Raw genomic sequence first — 15,929 nt, 5'->3', positions numbered from 1 at the left:
TCCTGAGCAGACGCAGTCCGGTTTCAGAGGCCTGAAAGGCGATTTAAAACCGGACTGAACTGCCCTTAGTGTTGCTTTATCTTTCCCGCCATCCGTCTCTTTATTATTCTCTTCATCCCACTCCTCTTACATCACGATCAAATTCCCTGGTCTGAAACCTTTGTAACGTAATCCGCCAGGCTGTCGGGTTCAGCGTTCACGCCCGTTTCAGGTTACGTTCAGCTCAGGGGGCGTCAGCGGAGCGGAGTTGACCCGGACGAATTCTGAACCATATCGCGTACATCGCCGGCAGGAATACCAGCGTAATCAGGGTGCCGCCTAACGTACCGCCAATCAGGGTATATGCCAGCGTTCCCCAGAATACGGAGTGCGTCAGCGGAATGAAGGCCAGAATGGCAGCCATTGCCGTCAGCAGCACCGGACGCGCACGCTGTATCGTTGCCTCTACCACCGCATCAAAAGGCGAGAGTCCTTGATGCTCATTATGGTGAATCTGCCCTATCAGGATTAGCGTGTTGCGCATCAGGATGCCCGACAGCGCTATCAGTCCAACCAGTGCATTGATGCCAAACGGCTGGTTAAACAGAAGTAGCGTCGGCACCACACCAATCAGTCCCAGAGGCGACGTCAGAAAGACCATCACCATCGCCGACATCGAACGCACCTGCAGAATGATAATCAGCAGCGTCATGGCGATCATAATCGGGAACAGCGGTGCCATTGCTTTGGTCGCTTTGCCAGATTCTTCAATCGAGCCTGCCTGTTCAATGCGGTAGCCCGCTGGCAGTGAATCGATGATGGGCTGTAACGCTTTGAGCATCTGCTTTGAGACATCCGGCGGCTGCAGATGCTCAGCAATATCACCGCGCACCGTCAGCGTCGGGGTGCGATCGCGGCGGCGCAGAATCGGATCTTCCATGCGTACATCAACGTCGCCTATCTGAGAGAGTGGAATACGCTGACCTGAGGAACCGACTAAGGTAAAGCCCGCTATTCTGGCCGGATCGAGCCGGATGTTACCCGCCGCACGTCCCATAACCTGTACGGAGCGGATATCTTCACGTACTGAGGTAATCGGAACGCCAGAAAGCAGGAACTGAAGCTGCTCTGCCACCGCATTCGATGTCAGTCCCACGGCCTGCAGACGATCCTGATTAAGCGTGAAATGCAGCGTCGGCACCTTTGGCCCCCAATCCATATTAACTGTTCTCATTAGCGGACTGGCCTGTAGCACTGCCTCTACGTCGGCTGCGATGGCGCGCAACGTGTCGGGATCCGGCCCCATGACGCGATACGCCACCGGATAGGGCGAGTAGGGGCCAAACACCAGTTGTGTCACGCGGATGCGCGCCTCTGCTGCAAGTCCATGAGCCGCCGCTTCGCGTAACCTGTGCTTGAGTGCTTCACGCGCTTCCTGGCTGTCCGTCAGCACAACAATTTTCGCAAACGAGGGGTCGGGCAGTTCGGGAGCCATGGCCAGATAAAAACGCGGTGACCCTTGTCCGATATAAGATGTGACGATTTTTGCCTCCGGCTGCTTCTGCAGCCAGGCTTCGATTTTTGCAGTCGCCTGGCTGGTCTCCTCGATTGACGTTCCATAAGGCATCTGGACTTCTGCCAGCACTTCCGGGCGGTCAGAGGTGGGGAAAAATTGTGCGTTCACAATCCCCATGCCGAGCACGGCAAGCGTAAATAGAGCAACCACCGAACCGGCCACCAGCCATTTGCCTGCGATGACACGGCCCAGAATATGACGGAATCGGTTGTAATGGCGGGTGTTATAAATCGCGGTATGTCCTCCCGCCACCGTTTTGATCTCCGGCAGCATTTTCACGCCAAGATAAGGCGTAAAGACCACCGCCACTATCCACGAGGCGATCAGGGCGATGCCGACAATCCAGAACATATTGCTGGTGTACTCGCCGGCGGTAGATTGTGCAAAACCATTCGGCATAAAGCCCACAGCGGTAACCAGCGTACCCGCCAGCATTGGTGCCGCCGTATGACTCCAGGCATAGGCAGAGGCTTTGATGCGGTCATAACCTTCTTCCATTTTGACCACCATCATTTCAATCGCGATGATGGCGTCATCGACCAGCAAACCCAGGGCAAGGATCAGCGAACCCAGGGTGATGCGATCAAAATTCTTGCCGGAAGCCTCCATCACAACAAACACGATAGCCAGTGTCAGTGGCACGGCTGCGGCGACCACTACACCAACCCGCCAGCCCATACTGACAAAGCAGACCACCATGACCACCAGCAGGGCGACAAAGAACTTGATCATGAATTCGTCTACGGCTGAACTGATGTTGATGGCCTGATCGGTGACCTTCGTCAGCGTCATACCCAACGGCATGCCGTCATTAATTCTGGCCGTTTCCTCATCCAGTGCCTTACCGAGATCGAGGCCATTCCAGCCGTCGCGCATAACGACGCCTAACAACAGCGCCTGCTCGCCCTGATTACGTACGATAAAAGTCGCCGGATCTTCATAGCCTCGCTCAACCGTCGCGACGTCTGAAAGGCGCAGTGTTCTGCCCCCGGCAACGACAGGCGTCTGGCGGATTTTTTCCAGTGTGTCGAAGGCGCCATCAAGACGAATAAAGATTTGGGGGCCGCTGGCATCTATCGAACCGGCCGGGGTCAGCACGTTCTGACTGTTCAGGGCAGAAAAGATATCCTGGGGGGAAATGCCGAGCGTGGCCAGCCTGTCATGAGAGAACGAGATAAAAATTCGCTCACTCTGCTCACCAATAATGTTGACCTTTTTTACGCCGGCTACATGCAGAAGCTGCTGGCGCAGCGATTCAGCATCCCTTGCCAGCAGACGCTGCGGCTCCCCCCTGGCCTTAAGCGCAAATAAGGCAAAAGTCACATCAGAGAACTCGTCATTAACCATCGGTCCGATGACACCCGCGGGCAGGCTGCTGGCTTCATCACGGACTTTCTTGCGCGCCTGATAGAACTCTTCCTGCACCTGTGAAGGCGGCGTGCTGTCCTGCAGTGACAGCATGGTAAACGCCAGACCCGGACGGGTATAGGTCTCACTGCGGTCGTACCACTTAAGCTCCTGCAGACGCTTCTCCAGCGGCTCAGCAACCTGATCCTGCATCTCCCGGGCAGTAGCACCCGGCCAGGCTGTGATAATGGTCATCTGCTTGACAGTAAAAGGCGGGTCTTCCGCTCGCCCAAGTTCGAAGAACGACAGAATACCGGCAACAGTAATCAGAATGATCAGGAAGAGGGTAATCGATCGCTCACGTACAGCCAGCGCCGAGAGATTGAAACGTCCCTTGCTCATGGATGACTCCCCGCACTGTGCGCGTTGCCGTGCGAAGCCGTGCGCACTTTTTCACCCTCATGGAGCAGATGCGCGCCAAGCGCAACGACCTGCTCACCCGGCTTGAGTTTTCCGACAACGCCGGCGTTGTCATCCCCAAGGTTAATCACCTGCACCGGGCGCCATGAGACGGTTGCGGGCTGACCTGAAATGCTCCAGACGCCCGGCCCTTTACCCGGATCGTAGAGCGCGGCTAAGGGCACGTTCATTACCGCAGCTTTGCTGGCGTTTTCCGCGATGTTAAGCGTGACGGTCGAGCCCAGCGGTGCATTAGCCAGCGCGCCTTCCAGTACATATCTCGCTTCAAAGGTTCGCGTCACCGGATCAGCGGCATCTGATAGCAGGCGCAGCCTGGCGGGCACCCGTTTATCTCCGGAGCCGTAAAGCGTCGCCTGAGCATCACTGTCCGGCGCAGGCCTGAGCGTCTCAGGTAACTGTACGATGGCCTCACGCTGTCCGGCTCTGGCGAGCCGGATAACCGCCTGTCCGGCACTGACCACCTGACCCGGTTCTGCCAGCGTATCTACGACAACGCCATCGGCGTCGGCCAGCAGCACGGCATAACCCGTTGCATTCTGCGCGACGCTGGCCTGTGCCTGTGCGGCTCTGAGATCGGCTCTGGCCGTATCGGCAGCGGCCTTTATCTGGTCGTAGGCTGATGCCGATACGGCACCCGTCGTGACAAGGCCTCGATAGCGCGCTTCATCCTGTGTGGCTTGCTTAGCCCGTGCCCGCGCTGCCTCCACAACCTGTTGCTGAGCCTGAGACTGTAGTGTCAGGTCAATCGGATCCAGACGCATCAGCGGCTGACCGCGTTTGACCGCCTGACCGGTATCCACCAGACGTTCAAGGATTTTGCCTTGTACTCTGAAACTGAGATCGCTTTGAATCCGGGCGACCACAACGCCGGTAAAGGCGTGGGATCGATCTATCGCGCTTACCACGGTTGCAGTCCGCACCAGAGGAGCCTGCGTTCGGGGATCGTCGCGGGTGGAAGGTTCACCGCAGGCCACCAAAGCCAGCGGCAACACGTAAACAGCAAGGGTGGCGGATTTAAGCCTGAGCATAAGTTCCCTTAAAGCGGTAACAGGATAGTTTGCGCATTCTCATTCTTGTGACTAATTAAGTCAATGGTCACTTATGGCTGGATTTTTATCATCAACAAATTAAGGCATGTCACTGTAAAGGAGTCATAACAAAAGGTTGTGGCAGCTGAGCAGGAGAATATCCGAGGCTGCGGGCAATGAAAACGGTTCCTGTGCACCTTGCATTTTTGGGGCGGCAAGCCAGGTGGATCTATGATTCAGCCGCAGATGGGTATCGGCAGATCCTGTTCCCTTAACGTCGCTGACCCTGATTGACTTAAAGTGACCATTATGAAATTAGGTCACAAATCGCGAGGGATGTCAGGCAGATCGATGTTCCTCCCGCTTTTTCGGAAAACAAGGTCTGTATAGCCGTTAACGCGCCCCTGTCATTCAGTGAATACAGCTTATCGCTGCCGTACCTGATGCCTGCCCTTTTTATTAAGCCTCCTCCGTAAAAACCGGCAATGTGTTAATGAATAGTAAATTTCTTTGCCAGCGGATATAACATATCGATAATCCCGCATCGCAGAGAAAAATATGGCGCTTTCACACGAGTTAATCCTGATCTTTACGACCTATTTTGTTGCCACGGCCAGTCCCGGACCGAGCAATATGGCGATAATGGGGACAGCGATGGAAAAGGGCAGAGGTGCCGCGCTGGCGCTGGCTGCGGGTGTCGTGAGTGGGTCGATGATCTGGGCGCTGCTGGCAGCCTGCGGTGTGCTGACCATACTGACAACCTTTGCTCAACTGCTGATTGCGTTGAAAATTGGCGGCGGATTATATTTGCTCTGGCTGGCGTTTAAAGCCGGTAAATCTGCGTTACGCCGTACGGAAGCCGGAGAGTTTAAAACCAGCGATGCCCGGGTCGCTTATGGTAGCCTGTTCCGTCAGGGTATCCTGATGCATATCGGCAACCCCAAAGCGATTCTGACCTGGGTGGCGATTATGTCATTTGCCCTTAAACCCCAAGCGGTCACCTCGACGTTACCAATGATTATCTGCGGCTGTGCGGCGATCTGCATGGTTGTATTCGGTGGTTATGCTTTGCTATTTTCGACGGCTGTAATGAGCGCTTTTTACCGTCGAATTCGTCGCGGGCTGGATGCGCTGCTAGCCTGTTGCTTTGCGCTGGCAGGATTGAAACTGGTCTTCAGCCGTAACTAATTACGGCTAATGATGACGGAGCGTCATCCGTTTTGACTCCTTACGAGGAACGATCAGATGATGAGCCGGAGCGGCAGCAGGCGATGCAACCCTGATAATGTCATGGCGTAAACCAACAGGTTATCGCGCTGACTTGCTGACGAGCTTATAGATGGGTGATTTATCGAAGCGGTGTGGGTTTACTTATTTTTTTAACTGTAAGCCCCAGTATTCTGAACAGGCTTTAATCTCGTGCGGAGAATTAAGCAGAACTTTTGGCAATCTGACCTGATCGTAAAGCGTCTGATGGTACTTACGATTCTGCGGGGCAGTACGAACAATATATTTAAGCATCTCCAGGCTTACGGACTCTCTGCTGATGCCGAGACCCCCTATTCGCGGTGTGGATGAATAACACCTGCGAATATAACGCAGCAGTGCCACGGTCACTTTTACATCCAGAAGAATCAATCCCGTGGCATGAGCAAATCGTTCCTCAATGCATTTTGTATAATTTCCCTCCATCACCCATTTTTCCTGACTCACTGCATCCGCATGCAAATGGCGAAATGCTTCCGGCGCTCTGGGAATCCATTGACTACCTGGAAGATGGTGAAGTTGATCAAGATGAACAACAGGTAAATTCGTTTTGCGGGAAATAGCCTCTGCTAAGGTGGATTTACCGCTGTTTGAAGGACCCATAATACAAATACGTGGTCCCAGCGCCTCTAAAGTCAGTGCACTATTCATAATATGTCCTTTGAATTTGCCTTGTCTGAAAGGAATAACGGCCTGCTGACATGATGCTTTTCTATGCATTTCGCAAGTTTTTAATCTTATATGGAATGTGTTGACCTGCAGGAGGCGAAAATAAGGGTTTCTGAAGGCATTATGAATCAAAGTTATGCCAAAGCGAACCTGATGATCTGATTTTCAAAGAAGTCACCCGCCTTACGGATTGTATTTTTCACGGTAAAGGTTTGTTACATCCTGCCGATTAATTACTCAATTCATCAAACCGTAGAGGGCATTATGGTGTTAATCAATGGACTTACAGACGGCGTGGCAAATAGCTATGCTACTTCCGGTGTAATCAAACCATCTTCAGGCGTCAATACCGAGTCAATTACCGGAAAAACGCTTCCTGACGCTGTAGTTAACATCTCTCAGGCGGCAAGAGACCGCCTGATGCAGGTCGTAGCTGATCCTGTCTCAGCTGAACAGCAGGATATAAATCTGAAAGGTCTGCTGACAAGTCGATCCGCTAATCAGGGACCCACGTTTAACCTCGGCTATGCGCTTTTCAATGATCCCTATACTAACTGGGATGCAAGGACATTCCGGCCCCTGGTGGACATGACGACAGATAACACCCAGGCCAGTATGGATGAGTTTGCGGGCGCACTTCATCAGGTGCTCGCTGAAGGTCAGGTGGGACAAAATCAGTACGATAACAGCGATACCTCTGAAGCGATGGCAATAACGTTAACGCAAGTGAAACTGCACAAACTTATTGAGAAATATGTTCCGGAGGACAAGTGGGAGCAGGCGACGGGCATTGTTGATGAGATGATCGACGGTAAAGTGGCATTCCGCGAAGAGCGCACGCTGCTGGGGGCACAGCAGAGGCTGGATATTGCGCATCAATATGGCACCCGCGAAATCGTGGCGGCTGCGCGTGATTATCTCAACCAGGTAAAGAGCGGCACCGCGCGGCCACAGAATGAACGGGCCAGGATGTTCGAAGCGACAAAATCGGGCAGTGACATGAACGCCATTTTCAGTGCGTTTGCTGATGTGATTCGTTCCACACCGAATCCGGGCAACAAATCGCAACCCTCAATCGATGACGCACTTAAACAGCTGGAGGTTTATCGCCAGCAGTGGCAGGCGTTCGCTGATAAATACATAGCTTAAAAGGTGATGAACCTGCGGCTGGCGGCTCTTTCGTGACAATAAAGCCATCCTGAGCGTCGCGTCGGCAGGATTGCTACGATGAGGCTGTTTAGTATGATGAGACACTCTGATAAACCCGACTAAAACAAAAAGCACTGATTACACATTTACAAATTTAAATGTGTAAATATAATGGCGCCTCTTACACATCAGAGGACCTTTTGTTATGCCGTCACTTTTTACCCCCCTGAACCTGGGCGATCTCACGCTTCGTAACCGCATTGTATTGCCGCCGCTGACGCGTTGTCGCAGTGAACAGCCGGGCAATATTCCCGGCGAGTTGATGGTGGAGTATTACCGCCAGCGTGCCAGCGCGGGACTGATGATCACCGAAGGCACCCAGATTGAACCTCGCGGGCAGGGCTATGCATGGACGCCGGGGATCCACAGCGACGCTCAGATCGCTGGCTGGAAAAAGGTGACAGAGGCGGTACATCAGGAAGGCGCAACGATTTTCTGTCAGCTCTGGCATGTTGGTCGCGTCTCTCACAATGAGCTTCAGCCCGGTAAACAGGCACCCGTTGCCCCTTCAGCCATCGCGGCTGATAACGTCCGGGTATTTATTGAAACCGGACCCGGTGCCGGGATACTGACCGCACCCAGCGAACCACGGGTACTGACCAACGCGGAAGTAAAAGAGATCGTGGCGCTTTACCGACGCGCAGCGGAAAATGCAAAAGAGGCGGGTTTTGACGGTGTGGAACTGCATTCCGCCAACGGTTATCTGATTAACCAGTTTATTTCGGAGCACACCAACTTCCGTACGGATGAATATGGTGGTTCAGCAGAGAATCGTCTGCGTTTTCTGCGTGAAGTGGTTGAGGCGGTCAGCTCGGTATTTGGCAGCCACCGTGTTGGCGTGCGGTTTGCGCCGCTGTTTTCGAGTACCGACGAAGAGCGCGTCTATCTTGGCCTGGTTGAAAGCGATCCCCACGCAACCTACATCCGCGCCGCTCAGCTTCTGAATGAGCTGGAAGTTGGTTATCTCTCTATTGCCGAAGCGGACTGGGATAATAGCCCGGATATGCCAGAGTGTTTCCGGGTTGCGCTGAGGGAAGCATTCCGATCGCCGATCATCTATTCCGGTCGCTACACGGCGGAAAAAGCACAGCGTATGCTGGATAACGGCTGGGGCGACCTGGCGGGTTTTGGCCGCTCGTTTATCGCGAATCCCGATTTGCCTGCGCGCATTAAATCGGGCTATCCGCTGAATGAGGTCGACAACGCCTCCCTGTATGGCGGCACTGAGAAAGGCTATACTGACTATCCTGTTTTTCAATCCTGATCTTATGTGAGGCGGCATGTCCCCCGAAAATGCCCTGAAGTTACTGTCCAACCCGACCAGAGTGGCAGTACTGAAGTGGCTTAAAAATCCTGACGAAGCGTTTGCGGGCTATTCGCAGCTCTATCCCTTCGCTCAGTATGGTGTCTGTGCCACCCTCATCCAGGACAAGGCGGGCTTATCACAGCCCGCTACCTCGTTATGTCTGAAAGCCCTGCACAATGCGGGACTGGTCGAAGCCAGCAAAGTCGGGAAATGGACCTACTATCGCCGCGCTGAATTGCGTATTCGTGAAATAACCGACGTGGTGACACAATCGCTGCAGGCGCTTTAGAGCACCTGCCGTTTAACACATCTCTCTTTTCTCATATGCGAATGCATAGCCTTTGCACTCACAGTAAACGCCTGCACATATCCTCCGAATTTCTGGCGCGTCTTCACGCATGCGGCTTGACGAAGCTGCCCGCTTAACTTACAACTAAAGCCGTCAGGGGAGTCTCGCCAGAGAGACTGAGAGGCTAATAGCGTAGTGCGCGGCTTAGCGACCCTTAGAACCTGACCCAGTTGATACTGGCGTAGGAAGACGGGTATCGCATCCGATACTTGCCGCAGGGGCGCGTTCGCGACGTCTCTGCCTTTTCCCTCCGTATCACGGGTCTTCGTTAACTGATAACGAGGCCAAAGTGAACTATCTCATCCTGAACCTCTTTCTTCCTCTCCGGTGGACACCATGAGCCGCTGGTCGGTGATCGGCAGCGGCGTCGCCGGGCTGTGCGTCGCCACACTGCTCAGGGAGCGGGGAGAATCCGTCGAAATTATTACGCAGCCGGACTGTCGTGCCGCCTCGCACTGGGCGGGCGGTATGCTTGCGCCCTGGTGCGAAGCGGAAAGCGCGCCGCCGCAGGTGATCGAATGGGGCCAGCATGCGGCGGGCTGGTGGGCGCAACGCGTTGATGGCGTTGAGCAGCAGGGCACGCTGGTGGTTGCGCCGCCGCGAGACAGTCGCGAACTGACGCGCTTCGCCAGCATGACGGAGCAGCATCGGTGGGTTGCGCCCGGTGACATCGAACCGGCGCTGGAAAATCGTTTCGCCCGTGGCCTGTTCTTTGCTGCAGAGGCGCATCTTGATCCGCGCGGCGCACTGCAGCAACTGCGCGCCACACTGCAGGAGGCTGGCGTACCCTTTCACAGCGGTAAACCCGGTGGCAAAATTATCGACTGCCGCGGCATTCACGCTCTTGATCATCAGCCCGCCCTGCGCGCCGTGCGGGGCGAAATGCTGATCCTGCAATCAACCGACGTACAGCTCTCCCGTCCGGTCCGTCTGCTGCATCCGCGCTTTCCCTGCTATCTGGTGCCGCGTGCCGGAGGCCACTTCATGCTCGGAGCCACCATGGTCGAAAGTCACGACAGCAGCCCGATCAGCGGCAGGGCGATGATGGAGTTGCTGAGCGCGGCTTACAGCCTGCATCCGGCGCTGGCTGAAGCGCGCATCGTGGAGAGTGGCACCGGTCTGCGTCCCGCCTACCGTCAGAACCTGCCGGAAGTCCGCTATGAAAATGGCCGCTTCTCGTTAAACGGGCTGTACCGCCACGGCTTTTTACTGGCCCCGATCATGGCTGAAAAACTCATGCTGCAACTCACTCAGGAGATGACTCATGCGAGTTCAACTTAATGGACGCATGATTGAAACCAGCGCAATCACGCTGGCGGAACTTATGGCGGAGCAGCAGATTGACCCGCGCACCGTCGCCACTGCGCTGAACGGTGAGTTTGTGCCGCGCAGCCGTTATGCCAGCCAGCAGCTTGAGCCGGGCAGCCAGCTGGAAATCCTGTCACCGATGCAGGGAGGTTAACCATGTTCTATCAATTTGCCCCGCAATCACGCTTTCTGCTCGGCACCGCCGGCTATCCGTCACCGGACATTCTGCATCAGGCGATCGATGCATCCGGTGCGGAGATCATTACCGTCAGTCTGCGTCGTGAAGGCAGCGAAGGCGGTGCCTTTCGCACGCTGTTGCAGCAGCTCAATAAACGGATTCTGCCGAATACCGCAGGCTGCCACACGGTGAAAGAGGCGGTGACGACGGCGCAGATGGCGCGTGAACTGTTCGACACGCCCTGGATTAAGCTGGAAGTGATTGGTCATGCCGACACGCTGCAGCCCGATCCCTTTGCGTTGGTTGAAGCGGCCCGAATCCTCTGTGCTGATGGCTTTCAGGTCTTTCCCTACACTACCGAAGATCTGATCGTTGGCGAGAAACTGCTGGAAGCGGGTTGTGAAGTGCTGATGCCCTGGGGCGCGCCGATTGGTTCCGGCCAGGGGCTGCGCAATATAGAGGGACTACGCGCCATGCGTGCGTGGTTTAAAGGTGTGCCGCTGATTATTGATGCGGGCATCGGTGCGCCAGGCCAGGCGGCACAGGCGATGGAGATGGGTTTTGATGGCGTGCTGCTTAACACGGCGGTAGCGAAAGCACGCGATCCGGTGCGCATGGCGGGTGCCTTTGCCGCCGCGATCCACGGCGGGTACGAGGCGTTTCAGGCAGGATTGATGGAGCAACGCGACATGGCGTCAGCTTCTACGCCCATTTTTGGTCTGGCACAGTTCAGTTAAGGAGCAGCGATGACGCGTTATCAGCGACAGGCGATGCTGCCGGAGATTGGTGAAGCGGGGCAACAGCGCCTGAGCGGGGCAAGGGTGCTGGTAGTGGGTGCGGGCGGCCTTAGCGCGACGCTGCTGCCATTGCTGGCCGGAGCGGGCATCGGATTTATTCGTCTTTACGATGGCGATCGGGTCGAGCTGCACAACCTCCACCGGCAGACGCTGTTTGGCGTCGGGGATGTGGGCCAGCCGAAAGCAATCTGTGCTCAGCGCGAGCTGGCGCTGCGTAATCCTGACTGCCACGTTGAGGTACATCCTCAGATGTTGAGCGCCAGCCAACTGCCGCAGGCGCTGAAGGGGGTCGATCTGGTGGTGGATGCGGCGGATAACTTCGCCATCACCTATCAACTCTCCGACGCCTGCTCTCCGCGTGGTCTGCCGCTGATCTGCGCCTCGGTGCTGGGTCGCAAAGGCTATGTCGGCGGATTCTGCGGCGGTGCGCCTGGCTATCGTGCGCTCTTTCCTCAACTGCCGATAGCGTCGGGAAACTGCAATACGGCGGGCGTGATGGGACCTGCGGTAGCGACGCTGGGTGCAATGCAGGCCCAGATGGTGCTGAGTGTGTTATTGAAACTGACGCCGTCGCCGCTCGGCTGCATGATTCACTGCGACTTTGTGGACTGGCACATCAGGCAATTTCGCTTTGATGATGCACCTGAACCCGACGTGCCGGGCATCCCGTTTATCGATAAGCTGATGCTCAGTGAGGACGATTGCATTGTGGAACTGCGCAGTCCCGAAGAAGCGCCGGTCAGTGTGGCCGGACGGGTGTTACGGATTTTGCCGCAGCAGATAGCAGCCTGGCAGCCGCCATCCGATCAGCGTGTGGTACTGGTGTGTGCCAGTGGCATGCGTGCAGCTCAGGCGGCTGAGAACCTCGCCGCGCGTGGTGTTACGCGTCTGGCGTTGATGGCGGCAAATACGCTGTAAGGTTCGGGTTTAGATCACCTCGACCAGCTGGAACGTTTCGAAGATCAGCTCCATTTCGCTGTGGAAATAGCCTTCACGTTCGAAGTAGCGCTGATGTTCCTGCCGCCAGTGGTCGAGGCTGAGATCGCCTTCGCCCTCCAGCATCGCCATCTCGGGCGTCACGCGATCAAAGCGCGTCAGGAACAGTCCGGTAGTGCGGATCACGCAGACGGGCCGTTTTTCGCCGTTCAGAACAATGGTGTAGCCGCCCGGCTGTGGCAGGACTTCCTGATCCTGCCAGCTCTGTAACGAACCGCAGGTGGCTACCTTTTTTCCGGCAATAATCAGCGTTGCCAGCTCGTTAGCTAATTCCGGGGAATCAACGAATGCATCTGTGAATGCACCCGGATATTTGTCCTGCAGTTGTTCCAGCGTCATCGACATCCGCAAATCCTTAATGAAAGAAGCGCCTGACCGGAATAAATGCAGGCCAGTGTCGCCGTTAAGATAAAGCAGCAGCGGTTTATATGCTGCTAAGCGCGTTACAGCTTACCCGGCCTGCTCATGGGAAAACAGGCTTAATTATCATGATATTGGGTTTGGGTGTGTGCTGGATCGCAAAGGAGAGGCATACTCTGGCGCGGCCAGCCACAGCCGCGCACAAAAACTAACGCATCAGAAAGCTCGCCCAGTGTTCAATGTCGTCACCGCTGCTGATGTCGGGCTGCACCAGACCATTCACCATAAAGGTCGGTGAAACGTGGATACCATTCTGGCGGGCATATTTGCAGTGCCATTTGATCGCGTTCTGCAGATTGGGCTGATCAAACGCGGCGCTGGCATCCACGCCGCTGTACTCCCTGAGGCGGGCCAGAATCTGGTTCGGCGTTGCATCGCGATTCGGGCCGGTACAGTGATCGGTGAACTCAAACTCTTCACGATGATCGGCGACTGCCTGCATTACCTTCTTTGCCGCCTCTTTACTTTCGCTGGCGGCGGCAAGGATGTAACGCACAATCACGCCGGAATAGAGGTGCCACGGCTGTGATTGCAGGCGAATCTTCAGGGTCATCTTCTCTTCACCCACATGCGCCAGTAACGCGTCAAATTTATTGAACGCGCGTACCGAAAAAGGGCAGGTGGGTTCCAGAAAGACTTCAAAGATTGCGGGACCGTGGCCCCAGATCAGGACATCAGCATGCTGACTCATCGAAAACTCCTTTAAGATAAACGGAACGGAAAGTGTCCTTACCCTGGCAAATCCTCATCGCATCAGCCAGTTGAGAATCAGCCGTAATTGTTACAAAAAACAGCAATCAGCGGCTGAGACGCGCGTAACAGGCGACAGCAAGGGCCATTAATCGTTAGAATTGTCGGCTTTGGCATTCTCAACTGCTGGCCCTGCAACGCAGCTATAGTTATCTGCAGAATTTGCTCGCCCGAATGAGAAAGTCAGTTCTGTTAACTGTATGCTAATCGTCTGCCTGGGGCCGATAAGCGTTAGAAGAGGTTAATTTTGCATACCGATCTTACCTGGAAAATTCTCCATCGCGTTATTAACAAGACAATCTCTGACATGCTGGATGATCAGCAGAGTATTGACGTGTTATCACTGCGCGCCCGGCTGCATGAGCTGGCTGAAAAAGAGGAGGATGAGGTCATGGTGCTCTGTTACTGGCAGGCAAGTAAAATTCTGCTTCGACTCCCCACCACTGTAACAGCCAGTCAACTGATGGTTGCCGCACGGCAAGCTTTTCGCACGCCGATGGATCACGATCTGCTTTAAGTTGCACTGGCTTGCTATTTCATCGTAATGAATAATTGTTGCAGGCTATTGTTGAGCGACACGTATGTGCTGCTGGCGAAAAAGATATTCCCATTCTGGAACCTATAAATAATTAAAGTAAATATAAAGGGCCGCATAGGTGAATGTTTTATTAAAAAGGGATGCTTAACCGGCTGACTAATCCTTTTCTTAAATTACCGGAAATTGATCCAGAACATGAAAGGCGTTTAATGGATTATTTGGCAATGTAACGAAACGACCTGTTTATCTTTTATATAGCTGCACAGCGCTAATATAGTCCCAACATAATAAACACCGGGTTGTTATGTTGGCGCATTTTATAAATGCATATTTATCCATCAGGTGGCTGATCCCAGCCGCTTTGCATGTATTGAAAAGAGACAGGTTTGATGAATATCAGAAAACGTATTCTGCCAGTGGCACTGGCTGGCCTTATGATTTCCGGATCGGCATTAGCCGCAGCTGACGGCCCATCACCCATTGTGCCTAATCCGGGAACCGCCGCCGGTACTCAGGGTGCAGGTGGCGAAGTGAAATTTACCGGTGAAATTACCGATGTTTCCTGTGACGTTTCAACTGCCAGTAAAAATCAGAGCGTTGATTTAGGTAAGTGGGCGAAATCTTATTTCGAAAGCCGCAGCGAAACCACCGAAACCCCTTTCACTATTTCAGTCAAAGACTGCCCGGCATCGGTCACTAAAGTGGCCGTGCTGTTCGATGGCGATAAAGATAGCGGCGACAATACCCTCCTGAAAGTGACTGACGGTGGCGCAACTGGCGTGGGCATCAAACTCTACGAAGCTGACCGCAGCACACCGATTGCTATCGGTACCATTTCCAAAGCGGTCAACGTGGTTAAGGCTTCAGATGGGGGCTCTGCCGACCTGAATTTCTTTGCCGATTATAAAAGTGATGGTGCTGAAATTGCAGTCGGTCCCGCCAACTCAGTTTCAAATTTTGTGATGGTTTATAACTGATTAAAAGCAGGGGCAACCCTGCTTCCCTCCTGAATATCAACGGCGTAAATGACTATGTTTAAAGTAATAAGAATTATTTCGCTTTTCTCTGCGTGTATGCTGAGCATGGCTGCTCATGCAGGTGTTGTGATGGGAGGGACGCGTATTATTTTTGTTGAAGGAAAAAAGGAGGCAGCGCTTTCTGTCACTAATCAGGATAAAACTATCCCCTACCTGATTGAATCCTGGATAGAGAATTTTAATTCAGATGACCACGCCCGCGTGCCTTTTATTGTCACGCCACCACTCTTCCGCCTCGATGCGGGAAAAGAGAATCTGTTAAGGATTAATTATCTGGGAATGCCCCTGCCGAAAGATCGCGAATCGGTATTCTGGCTCAATGTGAAATCTATTTCGCCTGCGCCACGCGATAAAAGCAACCAGCTGCAGGTTAATATCAAATCGAAATTTAAACTTTTTTATCGGCCCAAAGGCCTGGCGGGAAATCCGGCTGATGCCTGGCAACAACTCTCGTTTCGCCATGAAGGCAGGCAGCTGATTGCACATAACCCAACCCCTTACTTTGTCTCTTTTTATTCGATCAGCGTTAATCATCACGCCATTCAGGATCCTGGCATGATTGGCCCGGGTGAAGATCGTCAGTGGAACGTCGCTGATTCAGGCGCAGTGACATGGTCGGCCATTAATGATTTTGGCGGCATCACTGAACAACGTACGCGTTAGTCATTTATTTTGATTTGAATCCGGGGCATCAAC

16 protein-coding genes and 1 riboswitch are annotated in these 15,929 nt (G+C 54.1%); of the genes, 11 read left to right on the top strand and 5 right to left on the bottom strand.

All coding sequences use genetic code 11. The annotated features are described in order from the left end of the window. Nucleotides 1-223 precede the first annotated feature (223 nt). Nucleotides 224-3,304, bottom strand: coding sequence for an efflux RND transporter permease subunit (locus tag AC6I8J_RS20815; RefSeq protein ID WP_497825805.1), 3,081 nt, complete (start codon nt 3,302-3,304; stop codon nt 224-226). Next, nucleotides 3,301-4,410 (bottom strand): efflux RND transporter periplasmic adaptor subunit, encoded by a 1,110-nt coding sequence (locus AC6I8J_RS20810; RefSeq protein ID WP_253417765.1) that lies wholly within the window; start codon nt 4,408-4,410, stop codon nt 3,301-3,303. The genes AC6I8J_RS20815 and AC6I8J_RS20810 overlap by 4 nt, the downstream gene beginning before the upstream one ends. Before the next feature lie 558 nt (nt 4,411-4,968). Between AC6I8J_RS20810 and AC6I8J_RS20805 the strand changes: the two genes are divergently transcribed. After that, nucleotides 4,969-5,598 (top strand): LysE family translocator, encoded by a 630-nt coding sequence (locus tag AC6I8J_RS20805; protein ID WP_260058730.1) that lies wholly within the window; start codon nt 4,969-4,971, stop codon nt 5,596-5,598. Between the two features lie 183 nt (nt 5,599-5,781). Here AC6I8J_RS20805 and AC6I8J_RS20800 read toward each other — a convergent pair whose 3' ends face one another. Further along, nucleotides 5,782-6,327 (bottom strand): P-loop NTPase family protein, encoded by a 546-nt coding sequence (locus tag AC6I8J_RS20800; protein ID WP_253417763.1) that lies wholly within the window; start codon nt 6,325-6,327, stop codon nt 5,782-5,784. A 438-nt stretch (nt 6,328-6,765) separates the two neighbouring features. On the opposite strand from AC6I8J_RS20800, the gene AC6I8J_RS20795 reads away from it, so the two are divergent. From AC6I8J_RS20795 to AC6I8J_RS20765, 7 genes are all read left to right on the top strand, one after another. Next, nucleotides 6,766-7,494: a hypothetical protein gene (locus AC6I8J_RS20795; RefSeq protein ID WP_440829569.1), complete on the top strand. Its 729-nt coding sequence runs from the start codon at nt 6,766-6,768 to the stop codon at nt 7,492-7,494. 205 nt (nt 7,495-7,699) lie between these two features. After that, nucleotides 7,700-8,818 carry an alkene reductase gene (locus tag AC6I8J_RS20790; RefSeq protein ID WP_440829570.1) on the top strand — a complete coding sequence of 373 codons (1,119 nt, stop codon included), beginning with the start codon at nt 7,700-7,702 and terminating at the stop codon, nt 8,816-8,818. A gap of 16 nt (nt 8,819-8,834) precedes the next feature. Further along, nucleotides 8,835-9,149, top strand: a complete 315-nt coding sequence (locus tag AC6I8J_RS20785) for an ArsR/SmtB family transcription factor (RefSeq protein WP_161736144.1) — start codon at nt 8,835-8,837, stop codon at nt 9,147-9,149. Between the two features lie 145 nt (nt 9,150-9,294). Further along, nucleotides 9,295-9,414: riboswitch (TPP riboswitch) on the top strand. A 131-nt stretch (nt 9,415-9,545) separates the two neighbouring features. Next, nucleotides 9,546-10,490, top strand: a complete 945-nt coding sequence (locus tag AC6I8J_RS20780; protein ID WP_497825804.1) for an FAD-dependent oxidoreductase — start codon at nt 9,546-9,548, stop codon at nt 10,488-10,490. Then, nucleotides 10,474-10,671 (top strand): sulfur carrier protein ThiS, encoded by a 198-nt coding sequence (thiS, locus tag AC6I8J_RS20775; protein ID WP_161736146.1) that lies wholly within the window; start codon nt 10,474-10,476, stop codon nt 10,669-10,671. The genes AC6I8J_RS20780 and thiS overlap by 17 nt, the downstream gene beginning before the upstream one ends. A gap of 2 nt (nt 10,672-10,673) precedes the next feature. Further along, a complete protein-coding gene (locus AC6I8J_RS20770; RefSeq protein ID WP_222925567.1) occupies nt 10,674-11,432 on the top strand; it encodes a thiazole synthase in 759 nt (252 codons plus the stop codon). A 9-nt stretch (nt 11,433-11,441) separates the two neighbouring features. Beyond that, nucleotides 11,442-12,410 (top strand): HesA/MoeB/ThiF family protein, encoded by a 969-nt coding sequence (locus AC6I8J_RS20765; protein ID WP_260058734.1) that lies wholly within the window; start codon nt 11,442-11,444, stop codon nt 12,408-12,410. Nucleotides 12,411-12,419: 9 nt separating this feature from the next. Here AC6I8J_RS20765 and AC6I8J_RS20760 read toward each other — a convergent pair whose 3' ends face one another. Further along, on the bottom strand, nt 12,420-12,833 hold the full coding sequence (locus AC6I8J_RS20760; protein WP_497825803.1) for an ASCH domain-containing protein: 414 nt from the start codon (nt 12,831-12,833) through the stop codon (nt 12,420-12,422). 223 nt (nt 12,834-13,056) lie between these two features. Further along, nucleotides 13,057-13,599, bottom strand: a complete 543-nt coding sequence (locus tag AC6I8J_RS20755) for a DsbA family protein (protein ID WP_260058736.1) — start codon at nt 13,597-13,599, stop codon at nt 13,057-13,059. 306 nt (nt 13,600-13,905) lie between these two features. Between AC6I8J_RS20755 and AC6I8J_RS20750 the strand changes: the two genes are divergently transcribed. The 3 genes from AC6I8J_RS20750 (at nt 13,906) to AC6I8J_RS20740 (ending at nt 15,896) form a co-directional block, all read left to right on the top strand. Further along, entirely contained in the window at nt 13,906-14,175 is a 270-nt protein-coding gene (locus tag AC6I8J_RS20750; RefSeq protein WP_161736151.1) for a hypothetical protein, read from the top strand. Nucleotides 14,176-14,585: 410 nt separating this feature from the next. Further along, complete coding sequence (locus AC6I8J_RS20745) at nt 14,586-15,173, top strand: fimbrial protein (protein ID WP_222925832.1); 588 nt, start codon at nt 14,586-14,588, stop codon at nt 15,171-15,173. A gap of 54 nt (nt 15,174-15,227) precedes the next feature. Next, on the top strand, nt 15,228-15,896 hold the full coding sequence (locus tag AC6I8J_RS20740; RefSeq protein ID WP_222925831.1) for a fimbrial biogenesis chaperone: 669 nt from the start codon (nt 15,228-15,230) through the stop codon (nt 15,894-15,896). Nucleotides 15,897-15,929 lie beyond the last annotated feature (33 nt).

It is taken from the genome of Pantoea sp. X-Soil-ISGK-355, from assembly GCF_059730805.1.
Note: the sequence above shows the minus strand (reverse complement) of the source record. Positions and strands in the feature narration are given on the sequence as shown.

Coding starts and splice junctions, on each gene's coding strand:
- AC6I8J_RS20785 (WP_161736144.1), top strand. CDS start 8,835: ATGTCCCCCGAAAATGCCCTGAAGTTACTGTCCAACCCGACCAGAGTG.
- AC6I8J_RS20815 (WP_497825805.1), bottom strand. CDS start 3,304: ATGAGCAAGGGACGTTTCAATCTCTCGGCGCTGGCTGTACGTGAGCGA.
- AC6I8J_RS20800 (WP_253417763.1), bottom strand. CDS start 6,327: ATGAATAGTGCACTGACTTTAGAGGCGCTGGGACCACGTATTTGTATT.
- AC6I8J_RS20740 (WP_222925831.1), top strand. CDS start 15,228: ATGTTTAAAGTAATAAGAATTATTTCGCTTTTCTCTGCGTGTATGCTG.
- AC6I8J_RS20745 (WP_222925832.1), top strand. CDS start 14,586: ATGAATATCAGAAAACGTATTCTGCCAGTGGCACTGGCTGGCCTTATG.
- AC6I8J_RS20755 (WP_260058736.1), bottom strand. CDS start 13,599: ATGAGTCAGCATGCTGATGTCCTGATCTGGGGCCACGGTCCCGCAATC.
- AC6I8J_RS20805 (WP_260058730.1), top strand. CDS start 4,969: ATGGCGCTTTCACACGAGTTAATCCTGATCTTTACGACCTATTTTGTT.
- thiS (WP_161736146.1), top strand. CDS start 10,474: ATGCGAGTTCAACTTAATGGACGCATGATTGAAACCAGCGCAATCACG.
- AC6I8J_RS20770 (WP_222925567.1), top strand. CDS start 10,674: ATGTTCTATCAATTTGCCCCGCAATCACGCTTTCTGCTCGGCACCGCC.
- AC6I8J_RS20765 (WP_260058734.1), top strand. CDS start 11,442: ATGACGCGTTATCAGCGACAGGCGATGCTGCCGGAGATTGGTGAAGCG.
- AC6I8J_RS20790 (WP_440829570.1), top strand. CDS start 7,700: ATGCCGTCACTTTTTACCCCCCTGAACCTGGGCGATCTCACGCTTCGT.
- AC6I8J_RS20795 (WP_440829569.1), top strand. CDS start 6,766: ATGCAGGTCGTAGCTGATCCTGTCTCAGCTGAACAGCAGGATATAAAT.
- AC6I8J_RS20780 (WP_497825804.1), top strand. CDS start 9,546: ATGAGCCGCTGGTCGGTGATCGGCAGCGGCGTCGCCGGGCTGTGCGTC.
- AC6I8J_RS20810 (WP_253417765.1), bottom strand. CDS start 4,410: ATGCTCAGGCTTAAATCCGCCACCCTTGCTGTTTACGTGTTGCCGCTG.
- AC6I8J_RS20760 (WP_497825803.1), bottom strand. CDS start 12,833: ATGTCGATGACGCTGGAACAACTGCAGGACAAATATCCGGGTGCATTC.